Origin of the sequence: Streptomyces sp. NBC_01515 (assembly GCF_045040345.1) — a bacterium.
GTDB lineage: Bacteria > Actinomycetota > Actinomycetes > Streptomycetales > Streptomycetaceae > Streptomyces.
In genome coordinates this window covers 1,063,552-1,079,431 of record NZ_CP109416.1, presented here as the reverse complement: position 1 = coordinate 1,079,431, position 15,880 = coordinate 1,063,552, and the positions used below count along the sequence as shown (strand labels likewise).

Genomic DNA, 15,880 nt, shown 5'->3' with positions numbered 1-15,880 from the left:
CGGAGACCGCCATGTCCAGTGCACTGCCCGACCTGCCCCGGCGCGATCTGCTCGCCCTCGCCGCGGCCACCGGCGCCCTCGCCGGCCTGCCCGCCTTCACCGCCTCGGCGACGCCGCAGCGACCCGCCAACACCTCGTACAGCAGCGGCACTTCACGCCACACCCTGTGGTGGCAGGCCCCGGCCGACGACAACTCGATGATCGAGCAGGGCCTCCCGATCGGCAACGGCCGCCTCGGCGCCCTCGCGAGCAACGACCCCGGCCATGAGGTCCTCCTCGTCACCGACGCCACCCTGTGGACCGGCGGCCTCAACGACACGCTCGACTCGGACGGCCAATTCCCCTACGGCCGCGCCGACTTCGGCTCCCTCACGCTGCTCGCCCGGCTCACCGTCGACATACCCGACCACGACCTGGGCGCGGTCTCCGGCTACCGCCGCACCCTCGACCTCGAACAGGGCGTGGCGAGCGCCTCGTACGTCCGCTCCGGAGTGACCTACCAGCGGCGGCTCTTCGCCAGCCGCCCCGACGACGTGATCGTCCTGCACTTCACCCAGAGCGGCGGCGGACGCTACACCGGCACCGTCGAGCTGGCGGGCACGCACGGCGAACCGGCCGGTGACGCCCGCTCGTTCGGCGCCACCCTCGCCAACGGCCTGCGCTACGGCGCAGCCGTCACCGCGTACGGCACCGGCGGCAGCGTCACGGTGACCGGCTCGCGCGTCGCCTTCTCCGGCTGCAAGGACGTCACCGTCGTACTGAGCGGCGGCACCAACTACGCGCCCAACGCGGCGGCCCACTACCGCGATCCGTCCCTCGACCCGCAGAAGCTGGCCCGCACCAAGGTGAGCGCGGCTGCCAAGCACTCGGCGGACACCCTGCTGCGCACTCATGTCGCCGACCACGGCGCGTTGTTCGGGCAGTTGGACATCTCGCTCGGCACCTCGACCGCCGACCAGCGCGCACTGGACACCTGGGAGCGCGTCCAGGCCCGCGCCCGGGACGGCGAGCCGGACCCGGAACTCGAAGCCGCCTACCTCCAGTTCGGCCGGTATCTGATGATCGCCGGCTCCCGGGGGAGTCTGCCGATGGGCCTCCAGGGAAACTGGCTCGACGGCAACGACCCCGACTGGATGGGGGATTACCACACCGACATCAACATCCAGATGAACTACTGGATGGCGGACCGCGCCGGACTGTCCCAGTGCTTCGACGCGTTCACCGACTACTGCGTCGCCCAGCTCCCCGACTGGACCGACCTCACGCGCAGGCTCTTCAACGACTCCCGCAACCGTTACCGCAACTCCAGCGGCAAGAACGCCGGTTGGACCGTCGCGATCTCCACCAACCCGTACGGCGGCGGGGGTTGGTGGTGGCACCCGGCCGGTAACGCCTGGCTGAGCAACACCCTCTGGGAGCACTACGAGTTCACGGGCTCGCGCGCCCACCTCGCGAAGATCTACCCGCTCCTCAAGGGTGCCGTCGAGTTCTGGGAGGCGCGGCTGCTCACCACCACCCTGCCCGGCAGCTCGAAGGAGGTGCTCATCGCCGACAGCGACTGGTCGCCCGAACAGGGGCCGCTCGACGCGAAGGGCATCACCTACGCCCAGGAACTCGTGTGGGCGCTGTTCGGCAACTACTGTGTCGCGGCAGCCGAGTTGAAGAAGGACACCGGCTACGCGGGCACGATCGCCGGACTCCGCAAGAAGCTGTACCTCCCGGTGGTGAGCCCCAAGACGGGCTGGCTGGAGGAGTGGATGTCCCCGGACAACCTGGGAGAGACCACACACCGGCACCTGTCGCCGCTCATCGGACTCTTCCCCGGCGACCGCATCCGCCCCGACGGCTCCACCCCGAAGGACATCGTCGACGGCGCCACCGCGCTGCTCACAGCCCGGGGCATGGACAGCTTCGGCTGGGCCAACGCCTGGCGCAGTCTCTGCTGGTCCCGGCTCAAGAACGCCGAGAAGGCCTACCAGTTGGTCGTCAACAACCTTCGGCCGTCCACCGACGGGAGCAACGGCACCGCCTCCAACCTCTTCGACATCTACCAGGTCGAGGTGGGCCGCGGCATCTTCCAGATCGAGGCCAACTTCGGCACCCCCGCCGCGATCATCGAGATGCTGCTCTACTCCCGCCCGGGCCACCTGGAACTCCTCCCCGCCCTCCCCGACGCCTGGGCCGCGTCCGGCTCCGTCACGGGGGTCGGCGCCCGCGGCGGCTTCGTCGTCGACCTCCACTGGCGCAACGGGAAACCGACCGAGGTGAAGATCCGCAGCATCAACGGCCGGACCACGACGGTGGCCTTCGGCGACACCACACGGACGGTGCGCCTGACACCGGGCGCGTCCGTCACGCTGCGGGACTTCGCCCGGTGACGGCCCGACGGGCACGACTGCGCCGTACGGCCGCACTTCTCCTGCTCGTCGCCGCCTTCCAGGCCGGCCCCGCACACGCACAACCCCAGGCAGCCACACAGGTGAAGGCATTGAAGAACCCGACATCCGTCATCACCTGGGGAGCGAGCGCCGACCACCTGGGCGACGGCGTCGCCGACCGCGGATACCGGCTGATCGTGCACACCAGCGTGGCCGGCAGCGATCTGCGGATCCGGCTCTCCAACGCCTTCGGCGACCGGCCGCTGACCTTCGACGACGTCCACGCCGGTGTGCAGCGGACGGGCGCCGCGCTCGTCCCCGGCTCCAACCGGCGGCTCACCTTCGACGGCGCGAAGTCGGTCACGATCCCGGCGGGCGCGGTCGCCTACAGCGACCCGCTCTCCGGCAAGACGCCCGCCGCGACCAACCTGGTGGTCAGCATCCACTCCCCGGACGCGGCGGGCCCGGCGACCGGCCACGGCATGGCCATGCAGACGTCGTACATCTCCCAGGGCGACCACACCGGCGAGGAAGGCGCCGCCGCCTGGACGGGCACCACCGGATCCTGGTACTACCTCGACGCCGTCTCCGTACGGCCGAGCGCGGGCATCGGTGCCGTGGTCACGCTCGGCGACTCCATCACGGACGGCTGGGCGTCCACGTCGGACCTCAACCGGCGCTGGCCGGACTACCTGGCCCGGCGGCTCGCGCGCGCCGACACGGCCGTCAAGGGCGTGGCCAACGAAGGGATCTCGGGCAACAAGGTCCTCGCCGACGGCGCCGGGGAGAGCGCCCGCAACCGGCTGCAGCGCGATGTGCTGTCCCAGCCCGGCGTCCGCGCCGTGTTCCTCTTCGAGGGCGTCAACGACATCAAGGCCCACTCCGGCGTCACCGCCCAGGACATGATCGCGGGCTACCGCGAGATCATCGAGCGGGCGCACGCGGCCGGGAAGTGTGTCGTCGGCGCCACGGTCGGCCCGTTCAAGGGCTGGTCCGAATGGGACCCGGCGGCCGAGGCGGTCCGCCAGGAGGTCAACCAATTCATCAGGAGCGGCGGGGAGTTCGACGCGGTCACCGACTTCGACCACATCCTGCGCAGCCCCTACGACCAGGAGAGGATGCTCCCCTTCTTGGACAGCGGTGACCATCTCCACCCCAACGACAAGGGGATGGCGGCCATGGCCGACGCCGTCGACCTCAAGAGTCTCGACTGCGCGAAGTGAACGCCGGAGTCAGCCGGACGCCGTCGCCTCGGGGGTGATCAGTCCCTGGCGATAGGCGATCGCCACCGCCTCCGTACGGCTCGCGGCGCCCAGCTTCGCGAGGATGTTGGAGACGTGGACGCTCGCCGTCTTGCCGGTGATGAACAGCTCCTCGCCGATCTGGCGGTTGCTGCGCCCGAGGGCGAGCAGTCGCAGCACGTCCCGCTCGCGGGCCGTCAGCGGCGAGGGGCGGTCCCCGGTGTCCTGCGCCGGGTCGCCCAGGCGGCCACGGCGGATCAGCGTGTCCAGCCGCGCGAGCAGGGGCGCGGCACCGAGCCGGGCGGCCGTCTCCCGTGCCGCACGGGCCTGGGCGGTCGCCTCCTCACGGCGGTCGGCCGCCAACAGGGCCTCCGCGAAACGGAATTGGCAGCGCGCCCGTTCATAGACATCGCCGTAGTCGAACGCGGCCACCGCCTTCTCCCAGGCCGCCGCGTCCGGTCCGGTGGCCGCCCGTGTCCACTCGGCCTCGGCGCGGGCCAGCCACGCCTGTCCTTCCGGGCCCTGGGGTCGGGCCTCGCCACCCGCGTCGGCCACGGACCGGGCCAGCTCGACGAGTTCCGTCGCGGTGTCCGTCCAGCGGCGCACGCCCGCCTCGTCCCCGGTCAGCCGTAGCGCGGTGGCCTTGTCGGCGAGCGCGGCCAGGGCGAGGGCGGCGAGCCGGACCGTCAGGTCGGGACGCCGGCCGGAGTCGTCGGTGAGGGCCGTGACCGCGGCACGCATCCGCTCCACGGCCGCCCCCGGGTCGCCCTCGAAGGCAGCCGCGTCGGTGAGCACGATGCCCGCGACCATCGCGGCCATCCAGTCGAACGGCCCCTCCAGCAGGGCCCGGGCCCGCTCCACCGCCCCCAAGTCACCGCGCGCCAGCGCCACATACAGCGCGGGCCCCATGGTGAAACCGCCCGCGTGCGGCAGCACGTCCGCGTCGCTCGCGGCCACCTTCACGCACTCGTCCCAGCGGCCCAGCGTGTACAGCACCAGGAGCTGGAGATAGCGCATCTCCAGCGGATACGGCGACGAGAGCAGTCCGGCGCGACGGGCCCGGTCCAGGCCCTCGGCGAGCCAGGGCAGCGACTCCTCCAGGTCCCCGGACTCGAAACTGCCGATCGCGAGATGGAACAGGGCGCGCATCTCCACGGGGGAGTGCCCGGCCTGCCGGGCCAGTTCGCGTGCCTGCGCGAGCCGCTCCCGGCCCTCCCGGGTGCGCCGGCCGCCCTTTTCGAGCGTGGCCAGCGAGATCAGCAAGTCGGCCCGGGCGTCGGTCAGTTGGAGTTCCTCGGCGGTGCGCAGGGCCTGGCGGGCGATCCGCAGCGCGATCTCGTTCTCGCCGACCTGACGGGCCGCCAGCACATGGGTGGCCGCGGCCCACACCCAGGTCCGGGAGGGCGGTTCGGCGGGGATCATCGCCAGCGCCTCGCTGCTGTACGCGAACGCGGCCGTGAGGCTGTCGACGCCCATGAGATTGCCGGCCAGGGTGTAGCGGACCCGCGCGGCCAGCTCGGAGTCCGTGTCCTGGCCGATCCCGGCGAGCGCGGACCGGGTCAGGGACACCGCGCGGTGCGAGTCCCCGGCGTGGGCTGCCGCCGCAGACGCGCGCAGGGTGAGGGTCACACTGCCGATGCCCTCGCCCGAGGGCCGGGCCGCGGTGTCGACCGACGACCACAGATCGAGGACGGTTTCGAGATGCCGCAGCTCCTCGGCGGGTGCGCCGACGCGCTGGGCGTGGTCGGCGGCCTCCAGGGAGGCGGCCAGCGCCTCGGCCAGGTCGTGGCTCTCGCGGTAGTGGTGGGCGCGCTCCGCCGCGCTCTCGGCCGGGTGACCGCGCGAGGCGAGGAGACGGGCGAACGCGCCGTGCTGCCGGGAGCGCTCGCCGGGGAGGAGGTCTGCGTACACCGCCTCGCGGGCGAGAGCGTGCCGGAAGGAGTACGTGTCGGCGTGCCCGGGGACCAGGAGCTGTCGCTCGACGGCCTCGCGGAGCGCCGACTCCAGCTCGTCCTCGGGGAGTTGGACCGCGTCCCGCAGCAGGTCGTACTCGACGCGGCGCCCGGCGACGGCGGCGGTGCGCAGCACCTGCTGGGCGGTGTCGGAGAGTTGCTCGAAACGGATCAGCAGGACGTCGGCCAGACCGCTCGGCACCCCGCCCGCCTCCATGTCGCTCGCCGCGAGCAACTCCTCGGCGTAGAAGGCGTTTCCCTCGGCGCGCTCGACGATCCGGCGGACCGTGCCGTCCGGCACCGGACCCGTGCGCAGCGCGCGCACCAGCCGGGCGACCTCCGCGTCCCCCATGGGCCGCAGCTCCAGTCGCTCCACGGCGGGCAGCCGCACCAGCTCGGCCAGCAGGGGCCGTAGGGGATGGCGGCGGTGGAGGTCGTCCGCGCGGTACGACGCGAACACCGCGAGGCGGTGGGTGGGCGCGCCGCCCGCCGGGCGCTGGAGGATGCCGCGGCTGAGCAGGAAGCGGAGCAGGTCCCGGGAGGACTGGTCGGCCCAGTGCAGGTCCTCCAGGACCAGGAGCAGGGGAGCGATGTCGGAGAGGTCGGCGAGGAGTCCGGCGATGCCCTCGAAGAGCCGCAGCCGGCCGCCCGCGTCCCGCGCCGCGTCCGAACCGGCGCCCAGCAGCCGGTCGACCGCCGGATGCGCGGCCAGCGCGGCGGCGAAGCGCTCGTCGTCGGCGAGGACACCGAGGATCTCGGTGAAGGGGAGATAGGGCAGACCGACGTCACCGAGGTCGACGCAGTGCCCGGTGAGGACCGTCATCCCGGCGGCCGTGGCCCGCCCGGCGATCTCGTCCAGGACCCGGGTCTTGCCGACGCCCGCGTCCCCGGCGATCAGCACCGCCCCGGCCGTACCCGCGCGGGCGCGCTCCAGCACACCGGCGAGGCGGGCGAGTTCCTCGTCCCGGCCGATGAGCGGTGCTGCTGCCACGGATGACGTCACGCCCCCATCCTGGCACGCGCCACTGACAACGCACCTGGCCACCGGGCGGGAGACGGTCCCCGCCCGGCGGGCCGGGGTTCAGCGCAGGGTCTCGGCCCAGTTCGCCGGAACGCGTCCCGCGGGACCCGGCACCGGCTGGTCCTTAGGGTGGCTCACCGGGGCGGTGAGTTCGGGACCGGAGTCGTACAGCTCGGAGGTGGTGAAGTTCCAGAACCAGTCCTCGCCGGGTTCGTAGCTCTGGATGAACGGGTGTCCCGTGGACTGGTAGTGGGCCGTGGCGTGCTTGGCGGGGGAGTCGTCGCAACAGCCGACGTGACCGCACTGCGCGCACCGCCGGAGATGGAACCACCAGCCCTGGTCCGCGTCGCACTCCACGCACCCGGCGCCGCTCGGCGGGACCTGGGGGTCGATTCCGGTGATGTCGCTCATGCGGACTCCTCGGGCGTCTCGTCGTCGACGGCGGTGAGGGGGAGCAGGACCTGGAAGCGGGTGTCGCCCGGCACCGACTCCACCTGGAGGGTGCCGTGGTGCTTGTTGACGACGATCCGCCAGGAGATGTCCAGACCGAGCCCCGTGCCCTCGCCCACCGGCTTGGTGGTGAAGAACGGATCGAAGATACGGCTGCGGATCTCCTGCGGCACACCGGGGCCCGTGTCACGGAACTCGACCATCAGCTGGTCGTGCACCAGCGCCGTCCGCACCGTCAACGTGCCTTCCCCGCCGGTGCTGTTGATGGCGGAGACCGCGTTGTCGATCAGGTTGGTCCACACCTGGTTGAGTTCCGCCGGGTAGGCCGGGATCTTCGGGAGCGTGCGGTCGTAGTCCTTGACGACCTTGATCCGGTCGCCGGTCTTCCCGCCGAGCATCAGCAGGGTGCTGTCGAGGAGTTCGTGCACATCGGCGACCTGGTAGGGCGCGCGGTCCAGCTGCGAGTACTGCTTCGCGGCGCCGACCAGGTTCGAGATCCGGGTGGTGGAGTCCTCGATCTCCGTCATCAGCAGCTCGGTCTCGACCGTGTAGCTGAGCCAGCCGACCGCCGCCTGGAGGACGTCCTCGTCCACGGCCGCCGCGACCTGGTCCAGCCAGTCGATGTCGAGACCGGCCTGCACGAACGTGGGCGCGATCTGCCAGGCCTGCATGATGCCGTGGTCGTCGAGCCAGTCCGTGAGCGCGTCCTCGCGGTCCGAGGCCTCCAGGGGGCTCAACGTCGGTGCCTTGGCGACGCGTTCGGCCGTGCGCTCCTGGATGTCGATGAGGTTGGCGAGGTCCTCCCGCGAGTACGGGCCGGAGGAGATGACGCGCAGCTTGTGCCGCATCTTCGCCACCCGCTCGCGCAGCGTCGAGGTGGCCCGGACGGCAGCGGCGGCGGGGTTGTTGAGCTCGTGCGTCAGCCCGGCCGACAACGAGCCCAGCGCCAGCAGCCGTTCACGCTGGCTGATCGCCAACTGGCTGCTCTTCGAACCGAAGAAGAGGCCCTCCAGGAGGTGCACCGCCATCGGGAACCACTCGCTCATGATGGCCGCGAACGTCTCGGCCGGCAGCACGAAGAACCGCGTCGGCTCCGTCACCCGCATCGAGTTGAGGTACACCTGCTGCACCCGGTCCCCGATGTAGGCCTGCATCGCGCCGGTGTACACGCCGCGTTGGGAGGTCCGGCTGACCTCCACGTCGTCGCCGCCGACCCGCCGCGACAGCACGACGGTGCCCTCGATCATGACGTAGAAGCAGGTCGCGGGGTCGCCCTCGGTGTAGACGGGCCCGGCCTCGAACTGCTCCACCTGCCCGTCGCAGCACAGCCGGCCGAGCTGCTCCGGCGTCAGCTTCTCGAACAGGAACAGCGTGCCGATCTCCTGCGGGCTGCACGGCAGCACCTGCCCGCTCATGACTGCTCCAGGTAGCGGTGGACGAGCATCACGGCCATGGCTCCCTCTCCGACGGCGGACGCGACACGTTTCGCGGACTCGGCGCGCGCGTCGCCCGCCACGAACACGCCGGGAATGTTGGTCTCCAGGTGGTACGGCGCCCGGTCCAACTCCCAGCTCGCGGGCGGCTTCCCGTCCGCGCTGAGGTCGGGCCCGGACAGGATGAACCCGCGCTCGTCCCGCAGCACCGACCCGTCCAGCCAGTCGGTCAGCGGGGCCGCGCCGATGAACACGAACATCCACTGCGCGTCGACGAGCTCGGTCGTCCCGCTCTCGGTGTCGCGCAGGGTGAGCTGCTCCAGATGGTCGGAGCCGTGCGCGGCGTCGACCACGGTGCCGGTGCGCACGGAGATGTTCTCCGCCTCGTTGATCTGCTGGATCAGGTAGTACGACATCGACGCGGCCAGCGAGCCCCCGCGCACCAGCAGGGTCACTGACTTGGCGCCCTTGGCCAGGTACATCGCCGCCTGGCCCGCGGAGTTGGCGCCGCCGACGATGTACACGTCGTGGCCCTGGCAGGAGGCGGCCTCGGTGAGCGCCGAGCCGTAGTAGACCCCGCAGCCCGTCAGGTCGGGCGTGCCGGGGGCCTGTAGCTGCCGGTACGACACGCCGGTCGCCAGGATCACGGCGTGCGCGGCGACCGTCGAGCCGTCCGCGAAACGCACCACCCGCGCCGACCCGTTGGCCTCAAGTCCCGTGACCTCACGGGCGGTCAGGATCTCGGCGCCGAACTTTCCGGCCTGCCGCCGTGCCCTGTCGGTGAGTTGGGCCCCGGACACCCCGTCGGGGAACCCGAGGTAGTTCTCGATGCGCGAACTCTGCCCGGCCTGCCCACCGGTGGCCGACCGCTCGACGAGAACCGTCCGCAGCCCCTCCGAAGCCCCGTACACGGCCGCGCCGAGCCCGGCCGGGCCGCCGCCGATGACGACGAGGTCGTAGAAGTCCGCCGTCGGTGTGGTCGCGAGCCCGACCTCGGCGGCCAGTTCGGTCGCCTCCGGCTCGACCAGCACGTTCCCCTCGGCGGTGATGACGAGCGGCAGCCGCTGCCCGTCCTGCCCGGCGGCCGACAGCAGCCGCAGGCCCTCCGGGGTGTCGGCCGAGTACCAGCGGTACGGCACCTGGTTGCGGGCCAGGAACTCCCGCACGTCCGAGGAGCGCGCCGACCAGCGGTGCCCGACGACCTTCGTGGCGGGCACGGGCCGGTAGTCGCTGTTCCGCCAGGCCTCCAGGAGGTCGTCCAGGACCGGGTAGAGCTTCTCCTCCGGCGGGTCCCAGGGCTTCAGCAGATAGTGGTCGAGGTCCACGACGTTGATCGCGTCGATCGCCGCGTCCGTGTCCGCGTACGCGGTCAGCAGCACCCGGCGCGCGCCCGGATAGACGTCGAGGGCCTGCTCCAGGAACTCGATCCCGTTCATCTGCGGCATGCGGTAGTCCGCCAGGATCACGGCCACGAGATCCCCGCGCAGCTTCAGCTCGCGCAACGCGTCCAGCGCGGACTCGCCGGACTCCGCGCGCACGATGCGGTACGACTCGCCGTAGCGCCGCCGCAGGTCACGGGCGACGGCACGGGATACTCCCGGATCGTCGTCAACGGTCATGATGACGGTCCGCGCGGCTTCGGCGGCCTGTGCCATACGTCTCCCACCCCGAGTGGTCGGCTTCACGGCACGGCGGCGCCGTTGTCACCGCGCCGGCTCCCCACCATCGTATGGTCGATCGCCGTGTCGCGCTCCGCTACACCCGAGACGGGGGCCTCAGGGGCGCCGGGAGCGCAACACGCAGAACTCGTTCCCCTCCGGGTCCACCATCACCACCCACGACTGCTCGCCCTGCCCGACGTCCGCGGTCCGCGCGCCCAGGGCCAGCAGCCGGATCACCTCGGCCTCCTGGTCGTCGGGGCGGAAGTCCAGATGCAGCCGGTTCTTCACCGTCTTCCCCTCCGGCACCGGCACGAAGAGCAGCCCGGGCAGCCGTTCCGGCTCGGGCCGGATCTCGAACTCGTCCGGCGCCTCGCCCACCACCACCCACCCGAGGGCCTCGGCCCACCAGCGTCCCAGCGTGACGGGGTCGGCCGCGTCCACCACTACCTGCTCCCACTCCAAGGTCATGCGGGCACCGTAGTGAAGACTGGGCCCGACGCACGTGACCGCACCACCGGGAGGCCACCGCATGACACGACCGATCACCGCAGGCGTCGACGGATCGGCGGAGAGTCTCGCCGCACTCGCCTGGGCGGGCCGGGAGGCCGTACGGCGGGGGCTGGCGCTGCGGGTGGTGCATGTCTGGCGGTACGAGGAACATCACGCCCTCGACGCGGGGGACCGGGAGACCCAGGACCGCTGGGTACGGGACGCTGCGGCCGGGGCCGCCCGGGAGGTCGCCGAACGCCACCCCGGTCTGGACATCACCACCGACGTCCTGGAGGGCGACCCCGTCGACGCGCTGACCGCCGCCGCTGCCGAGGCCGAACTCCTGGCCCTCGGCTCGCGCGGCCACGGGCCCGTCGTCGGCTTCCTGCTCGGTTCCGTCGGCCAGCAGGTCATCGCCGACTCCGTACGGCCCGTCGTGCTCGTGCGCGCCGGGGACGAAGCGGCCGGGGAGGCCGCCGGGCGCGAGATCGTCGTGGGCCAGCAGGGGGACCCCGAGGACAGCGCCGCCGCGCTGGGCTTCGCCTTCGAGACGGCGGCGGCGCGGGGCGCGACGGTCCGTGCCGTACGGGCGTGGACCCTGCCGCCGGTGTTCGCCTACAGCCCCGGTTCCCTGCGGCTCCTCGACGAGGCCGGTGGCCTGGAGCCGTACGAGAAGAAGGGCCTGGCCGAGGCGCTGGCGCCGTGGCGGAAGCGGTTCCCCGACGTGCCCGTGGTCGAGCACGTGGAGATCGGCAGCGCGGGGCAGGTGCTGCTGTCGCTCGCGGGGCGCGCCCAGTTGATGGTCGTCGGGCGGCGCGCCCGTCGTACGGCGGTGGGCGCGCGGATCGGCTCGGTCGCGCACGGGGTGCTGCACCACGCGGAGTGCCCGGTGGCCGTGGTGCCGACGTCCTGAACCCTCAGGAGAACTCGGTCAGTTGGCCTCGGCGCGGATCTCCTCGATGCGCACCGGCACGCCCTTCTCCACCGACCGGATCGCCGCCAGCGCGATCGTCAGCGCGGCGCGCGCGTCCTCGCCGGTGGCCGACGGGGTGCGGGCGGTGCGGACCGTCTCGGCGAAGTCGGCCAGCTCGGCTACGTACGCGTCGTAGAACAGGTCCTGGTCGTAGGTGACGGTCTCGGCCGCGATGCCGTCCGCTCCGTAGGACGTCAGATGGGTGCGCCGGATGTCGCCCATCGTCAGCATGCCCGCCGAGCCGAAGACCTCGCCGCGTACGTCATAGCCGTACACCGCCTGGAAGTTGGCCTCGGCGGTGGCGAGGGCGCCGTTGTCGAAGCGGATGGTGACGACGGCCGTGTCGAGCAGGCCGCGGTCCTTGAAGTCGGGGCGGACCAGGGCGTCGGCCATGGCGAAGACCTCGACCGGCTCGGAACCGGGGTTGAGGAAGCGCAGGGTGTCGAAGTCGTGGATGAGGGTTTCGAGGAAGATCGTCCACGGCGGGATGGGGGCCGGGTCGGCCAGCTTCGGGTCGCGGGTGAGCGAGCGCAGCAGCTGCGGGGTGCCGATCGAGCCCGCCGCCACCTTGTCGTGCGCGGCCCGGAACCCGGCGTCGTAGCGGCGGTTGAAGCCGATCTGGAGCGGTACGCCCGCCTCGGCGGCGGCCGCGATGGCGCGGTCGGCGTCCGCGAGGGTGGTCGCCATCGGCTTCTCGCAGTAGACGGCCTTGCCCGCTCGGGCCGCCGCCACGACCAGGTCCGCGTGGGTGCGGGCCGGCGTCGAGATGACCACCGCGTCGACCTCCGGATCCGCGAGCAGGTCGCCGATCTCGGTGTACGCCGTGGGACAGTCGAGCCGGTCGGCCAGGCGCCGTGCGGCGCCCGGGGCCGGGTCGGCCACGGCGGCGAGACGGACGCCGGGCAGCCGGCGGGCGAGGGTCTCGGCATGGAAGGAGCCCATGCGGCCCGCGCCCACGAGGCCGATGGTGAGGGGCAGTTGGGTGGTCATGGGGGTTCTCCCTGGTGCCGTGTGAATCCGGGGCGGGTCAGACCGTGAACGCGGTGCGGAAGCGGTCCAGGGCGCGCTCGCTCTCGCTCTCCGAGGCCCAGGCCTCCATCGCGACTGTGCCGTCGTAGCCGATGTCGGCGAGGGCGCGGGCGATCGCCGGGTAGTTGATCTCGCCGGTGCCGGGCTCCTGGCGGCCGGGTACGTCCGCCACCTGGATCTCGCCGATCAGGTCCAACTCGTGGGCCTTGCGGACGAGTTCGATGAGGTTCCCCTCGCCGATCTGTGCGTGGTACAGGTCCAGGTTCATGCGCAGGCCGGGCCGGTCCACCGCCTTGACCAGGGCCAGGGTGTCGGCGGCCGTCGCGAACGGGACGCCCGGGTGGTCGACCGCGGCGTTCAGGTTCTCCAGCGTGAAGGTGACTCCGGCGCTCTCGCCCAGCTCGGCGAGGCGGGTCAGGGTGCGGTGGGCGGCGATCCACATCGCGCCCGTGGGCTCGCCCGTCACCGGAACCACCGGCAGGCCCTCGGAGTCGAGGCCGGTGCCGTGCAAGTTCAGCCGGGGGCAGCCCAGTTGATCGGCGGCCTTCACCGACTCCTCGGCGGTGCGCAGGAGTTCGGCGGCGCCCGCCTCGTCGGTGAGGCTGCCCCGGATGTAGCCCGTCATCGACGAGAACTCGGCCGGGGTCCGCGTGAGCGCGTCCAGATCGTGCCGGGTCCAGTCCCAGATCTCGACCTGGAAACCGGCCTCGTGGATGCGCCGCGCCCGCTCGTGGACCGGCAGGTCCCGGAAGACCATCTCGGCACAGACCGCCAACGTGTACATGACTGCTCGCCCTCTTCTAGAACGTTCTAGATGGCAGTAGTACGCCACTGCTGGATTCCTGTGTCAAGACTTCGCCGGGCAAGTTTCTAGAACGTTGCAGTACCTTCGGAGCAGCGATGTTGCACACTTTTCGGAGCGGCTACGATCCCGAAACGCAACGACACCTCGACCGGAAGGACAACCGTGCCGACCACCCCCGCGGTCCCCGACGGAAAGCGGCCCACGCTGGCCCATGTCGCGGCCCGGGCGGGCGTCTCCGTCGCGCTGGTCTCCATCGTGATGCGCGGGGCCTACGGCGCGAGCGCGACCACCCGTGAGCGGGTGCTCAAGGCCGCCGAGGAGATCGGCTACCGGCCCGACACCCGGGCCAGGGTGCTGCGCAGCAACCGCTCACGCCTCCTGGGCGTGCAGTTCGGGCTGCGCCATCCCTTCCACACCGACCTGGTGGAAGGCATCTACGCTGCCGCCGAACCCGCCGGCTACCAGGTGGCCCTGAGCGCGGTCGCCCCCACGCGCGGTGAGCGGCAGGCCGTGGAGGCGCTGCTCGCCGACCGGTGCGAGGCGCTCGTCCTGCTCGGCCCCGAGGTCCCGGCCGCCCGCCTCGCGCACCTCGCGACCCAGGTCCCGGTGGTCTCGGTGGCGCGGCGGCTGCGGCCCGCGCCGCCTGCCGTGGACGTCGTCCGCACCGCCGACGACGAGGGCGCCCGTCAGGCCGTGGACCACCTGGTCGCGCTCGGTCACCGCGCGATCGCCCACATCGACGGTGGCCGGGCGCCCGGCGCCGCCGACCGCCGCCGCGGTTACCGCACCGCGATGCACCGCCACGGCCTCGACAACCACGTCCGTGTGCTGGCCGGCGGGCTCACCGAGGACGACGGCGCGCGGGGCGCTCGTACCCTGCTCGCCGAAGTCTCAACTTCCCGGCCCGGCGCGGTACTTGCCTTCAACGACCGCTGCGCCACCGGCGTCCTCGACACCCTCCTGCGCGCCGGTGTCTCCGTCCCCGGCGAGATCTCCGTGGTCGGCTTCGACGACACCAGCCTGTCCCGGCTCGCCCACATCGATCTCACCACCGTCGCCCAGGACATCCCGCGCCTCGCGGAACTGGCCGTCGGCCGCGCCATCGCCCGCCTGGACGGGGAGGCCGTAGCGGAGGGGGAGAGTGTGGTTCCGCCGCGGCTCGTCGTCCGCGGCACGACGGCCCCGCCTGCTACGGGCTGACCCGGGTCACTCCGGGGTGGTCGGCGCCAGCGTCTCGCGCACCTTCGGCAGGATGTTCTTGAGGTAGTCCTCGACCGCGATGTCCAGACCGATGTCGTGCTGGGCGTGCTCGGACATGTACCAGCGGTGTTCGAGCAGCTCGTGATAGATCTCGGCCGGGTCCATGGAGCCGCGCAGTTCCAGCGGTACGGCCCGCACGGTCGGCCGGAACACGTCCCGCACCCACCGGTGCGCGAGCACCTCGGGCCGGGCGGCGAGGGGATCGCCCGGGGCGTAGTCGTCCTGGGTGGCCATCCAGGACTCCAGGTCGTTGAGCAGCCGCCGTGCCTGGTTCTCCTCGGCGTCCAGGCCGGTCAGGCGCAGCAGTTGACGCTGGTGGTGGCCCGCGTCGACGACCTTCGGGACGAAGGTGACCGTGTCGCCGTTGGAGGAGTGCTCGATCTGCATCTCGGCGACGTCGAAGCCGAGTTCGTTCAGGCGCCGGATCCGGCGTTCGATGAAGTGGTACTTGCCCGCCGGGTACACCGAGACGCGGGTCAGCTCCTCCCACAGACTCTGGTAGCGGGCGCAGATCTCCATGCCGAACTCGATCGGGTCGACGGACGGGTGCAGCGCCCCGGACGCCTCCAGGTCGAGCAGCTCCCCGCTGATGTTCACGCGGGCGAGGTCGAGGTCGTAGTCGCGCTGCCCGTTGCTCAGCGCCGGGTGCAGGTCGCCGGTCTCCGCGTCCACCAGATACGCGGCGTAGGCGCCCGCGTCCCGCCGGAACAGGGTGTTCGACAGCGAGCAGTCGCCCCATGCGAACCCGGCCAGGTGCAGCCGCACCAGCAGCACCGCGAGGGCGTCCATGAGCCGGTGCATGGTGGCCGGCCGCAGCGTTGTCTCGAACATCGAGCGGTACGGCATCGAGCCGCCCAGGTGCCGGGTGATCAGCACCGGCTCCAGCGCCTCGCCGTCGGCGTCGACGCGCCCGGTGACCACCGCGAGGGGGTCGACCGCGGGGATGCCGAGCCGGTCCAGGTCGCGCAGCAGCTCGTACTCGCGCAGCGCGGGCCGTTCGGCCAGCTCCTTGACGGCTATGACCTCGCTGCCGGCGCGGGCGTAGCGCACGACGTGGCGGGAGATGCCGCGCGGCAGCGGCACCAGGTACTCGTCCGGCCACTCCTCCAGGGGGACGTCCCAGGGCAGTTCCAGCAGGAGGACCGGATGCTCCGGGTTCGTCGCGTTGATCTGCAGTGCCATGGGGTG

General features: G+C 72.1%; 12 protein-coding genes. 4 read left to right on the top strand and 8 right to left on the bottom strand.

Annotation, left to right across the window (positions count from 1 at the left end; genetic code table 11):
* The first annotated feature begins 11 nt into the window (after nt 1-11).
* Both OG407_RS04475 and OG407_RS04470 read left to right on the top strand, forming a co-directional pair.
* A complete protein-coding gene (locus OG407_RS04475; RefSeq protein WP_405855198.1) occupies nt 12-2,378 on the top strand; it encodes a glycosyl hydrolase family 95 catalytic domain-containing protein in 2,367 nt (788 codons plus the stop codon).
* A complete protein-coding gene (locus OG407_RS04470) occupies nt 2,375-3,601 on the top strand; it encodes an SGNH/GDSL hydrolase family protein (RefSeq protein ID WP_405855196.1) in 1,227 nt (408 codons plus the stop codon). Before OG407_RS04475 ends, OG407_RS04470 begins: the two co-directional genes overlap by 4 nt.
* A gap of 9 nt (nt 3,602-3,610) precedes the next feature.
* On the opposite strand, the gene OG407_RS04465 is transcribed toward OG407_RS04470, so the two are convergent.
* The 5 genes from OG407_RS04465 to OG407_RS04445 form a co-directional block, all read right to left on the bottom strand.
* The gene (locus tag OG407_RS04465; protein ID WP_405855194.1) at nt 3,611-6,574 is read right to left on the bottom strand and encodes an AAA family ATPase; all 2,964 of its coding nucleotides are present in this window, start codon (nt 6,572-6,574) and stop codon (nt 3,611-3,613) included.
* 78 nt (nt 6,575-6,652) lie between these two features.
* Nucleotides 6,653-7,003 carry a UBP-type zinc finger domain-containing protein gene (locus OG407_RS04460; RefSeq protein WP_405855192.1) on the bottom strand — a complete coding sequence of 117 codons (351 nt, stop codon included), beginning with the start codon at nt 7,001-7,003 and terminating at the stop codon, nt 6,653-6,655.
* The gene (locus tag OG407_RS04455; RefSeq protein WP_405855190.1) at nt 7,000-8,457 is read right to left on the bottom strand and encodes an ATP-binding protein; all 1,458 of its coding nucleotides are present in this window, start codon (nt 8,455-8,457) and stop codon (nt 7,000-7,002) included. Before OG407_RS04455 ends, OG407_RS04460 begins: the two co-directional genes overlap by 4 nt.
* A complete protein-coding gene (locus tag OG407_RS04450; RefSeq protein WP_405855188.1) occupies nt 8,454-10,130 on the bottom strand; it encodes an FAD-dependent oxidoreductase in 1,677 nt (558 codons plus the stop codon). The genes OG407_RS04455 and OG407_RS04450 overlap by 4 nt, the downstream gene beginning before the upstream one ends.
* Before the next feature lie 120 nt (nt 10,131-10,250).
* Nucleotides 10,251-10,604 carry a VOC family protein gene (locus tag OG407_RS04445; protein WP_405855186.1) on the bottom strand — a complete coding sequence of 118 codons (354 nt, stop codon included), beginning with the start codon at nt 10,602-10,604 and terminating at the stop codon, nt 10,251-10,253.
* A 61-nt stretch (nt 10,605-10,665) separates the two neighbouring features.
* On the opposite strand from OG407_RS04445, the gene OG407_RS04440 reads away from it, so the two are divergent.
* Nucleotides 10,666-11,538, top strand: a complete 873-nt coding sequence (locus tag OG407_RS04440; protein WP_405855184.1) for a universal stress protein — start codon at nt 10,666-10,668, stop codon at nt 11,536-11,538.
* An 18-nt stretch (nt 11,539-11,556) separates the two neighbouring features.
* Here OG407_RS04440 and OG407_RS04435 read toward each other — a convergent pair whose 3' ends face one another.
* Both OG407_RS04435 and OG407_RS04430 read right to left on the bottom strand, forming a co-directional pair.
* The gene (locus OG407_RS04435; RefSeq protein WP_405855182.1) at nt 11,557-12,588 is read right to left on the bottom strand and encodes a Gfo/Idh/MocA family oxidoreductase; all 1,032 of its coding nucleotides are present in this window, start codon (nt 12,586-12,588) and stop codon (nt 11,557-11,559) included.
* A gap of 37 nt (nt 12,589-12,625) precedes the next feature.
* The gene (locus OG407_RS04430) at nt 12,626-13,411 is read right to left on the bottom strand and encodes a TIM barrel protein (RefSeq protein WP_405855180.1); all 786 of its coding nucleotides are present in this window, start codon (nt 13,409-13,411) and stop codon (nt 12,626-12,628) included.
* A 183-nt stretch (nt 13,412-13,594) separates the two neighbouring features.
* Between OG407_RS04430 and OG407_RS04425 the strand changes: the two genes are divergently transcribed.
* Entirely contained in the window at nt 13,595-14,632 is a 1,038-nt protein-coding gene (locus OG407_RS04425; protein ID WP_405855178.1) for a LacI family DNA-binding transcriptional regulator, read from the top strand.
* 6 nt (nt 14,633-14,638) lie between these two features.
* Here OG407_RS04425 and OG407_RS04420 read toward each other — a convergent pair whose 3' ends face one another.
* The gene (locus OG407_RS04420; RefSeq protein WP_405855176.1) at nt 14,639-15,874 is read right to left on the bottom strand and encodes a DUF4032 domain-containing protein; all 1,236 of its coding nucleotides are present in this window, start codon (nt 15,872-15,874) and stop codon (nt 14,639-14,641) included.
* Nucleotides 15,875-15,880: the final 6 nt, after the last annotated feature.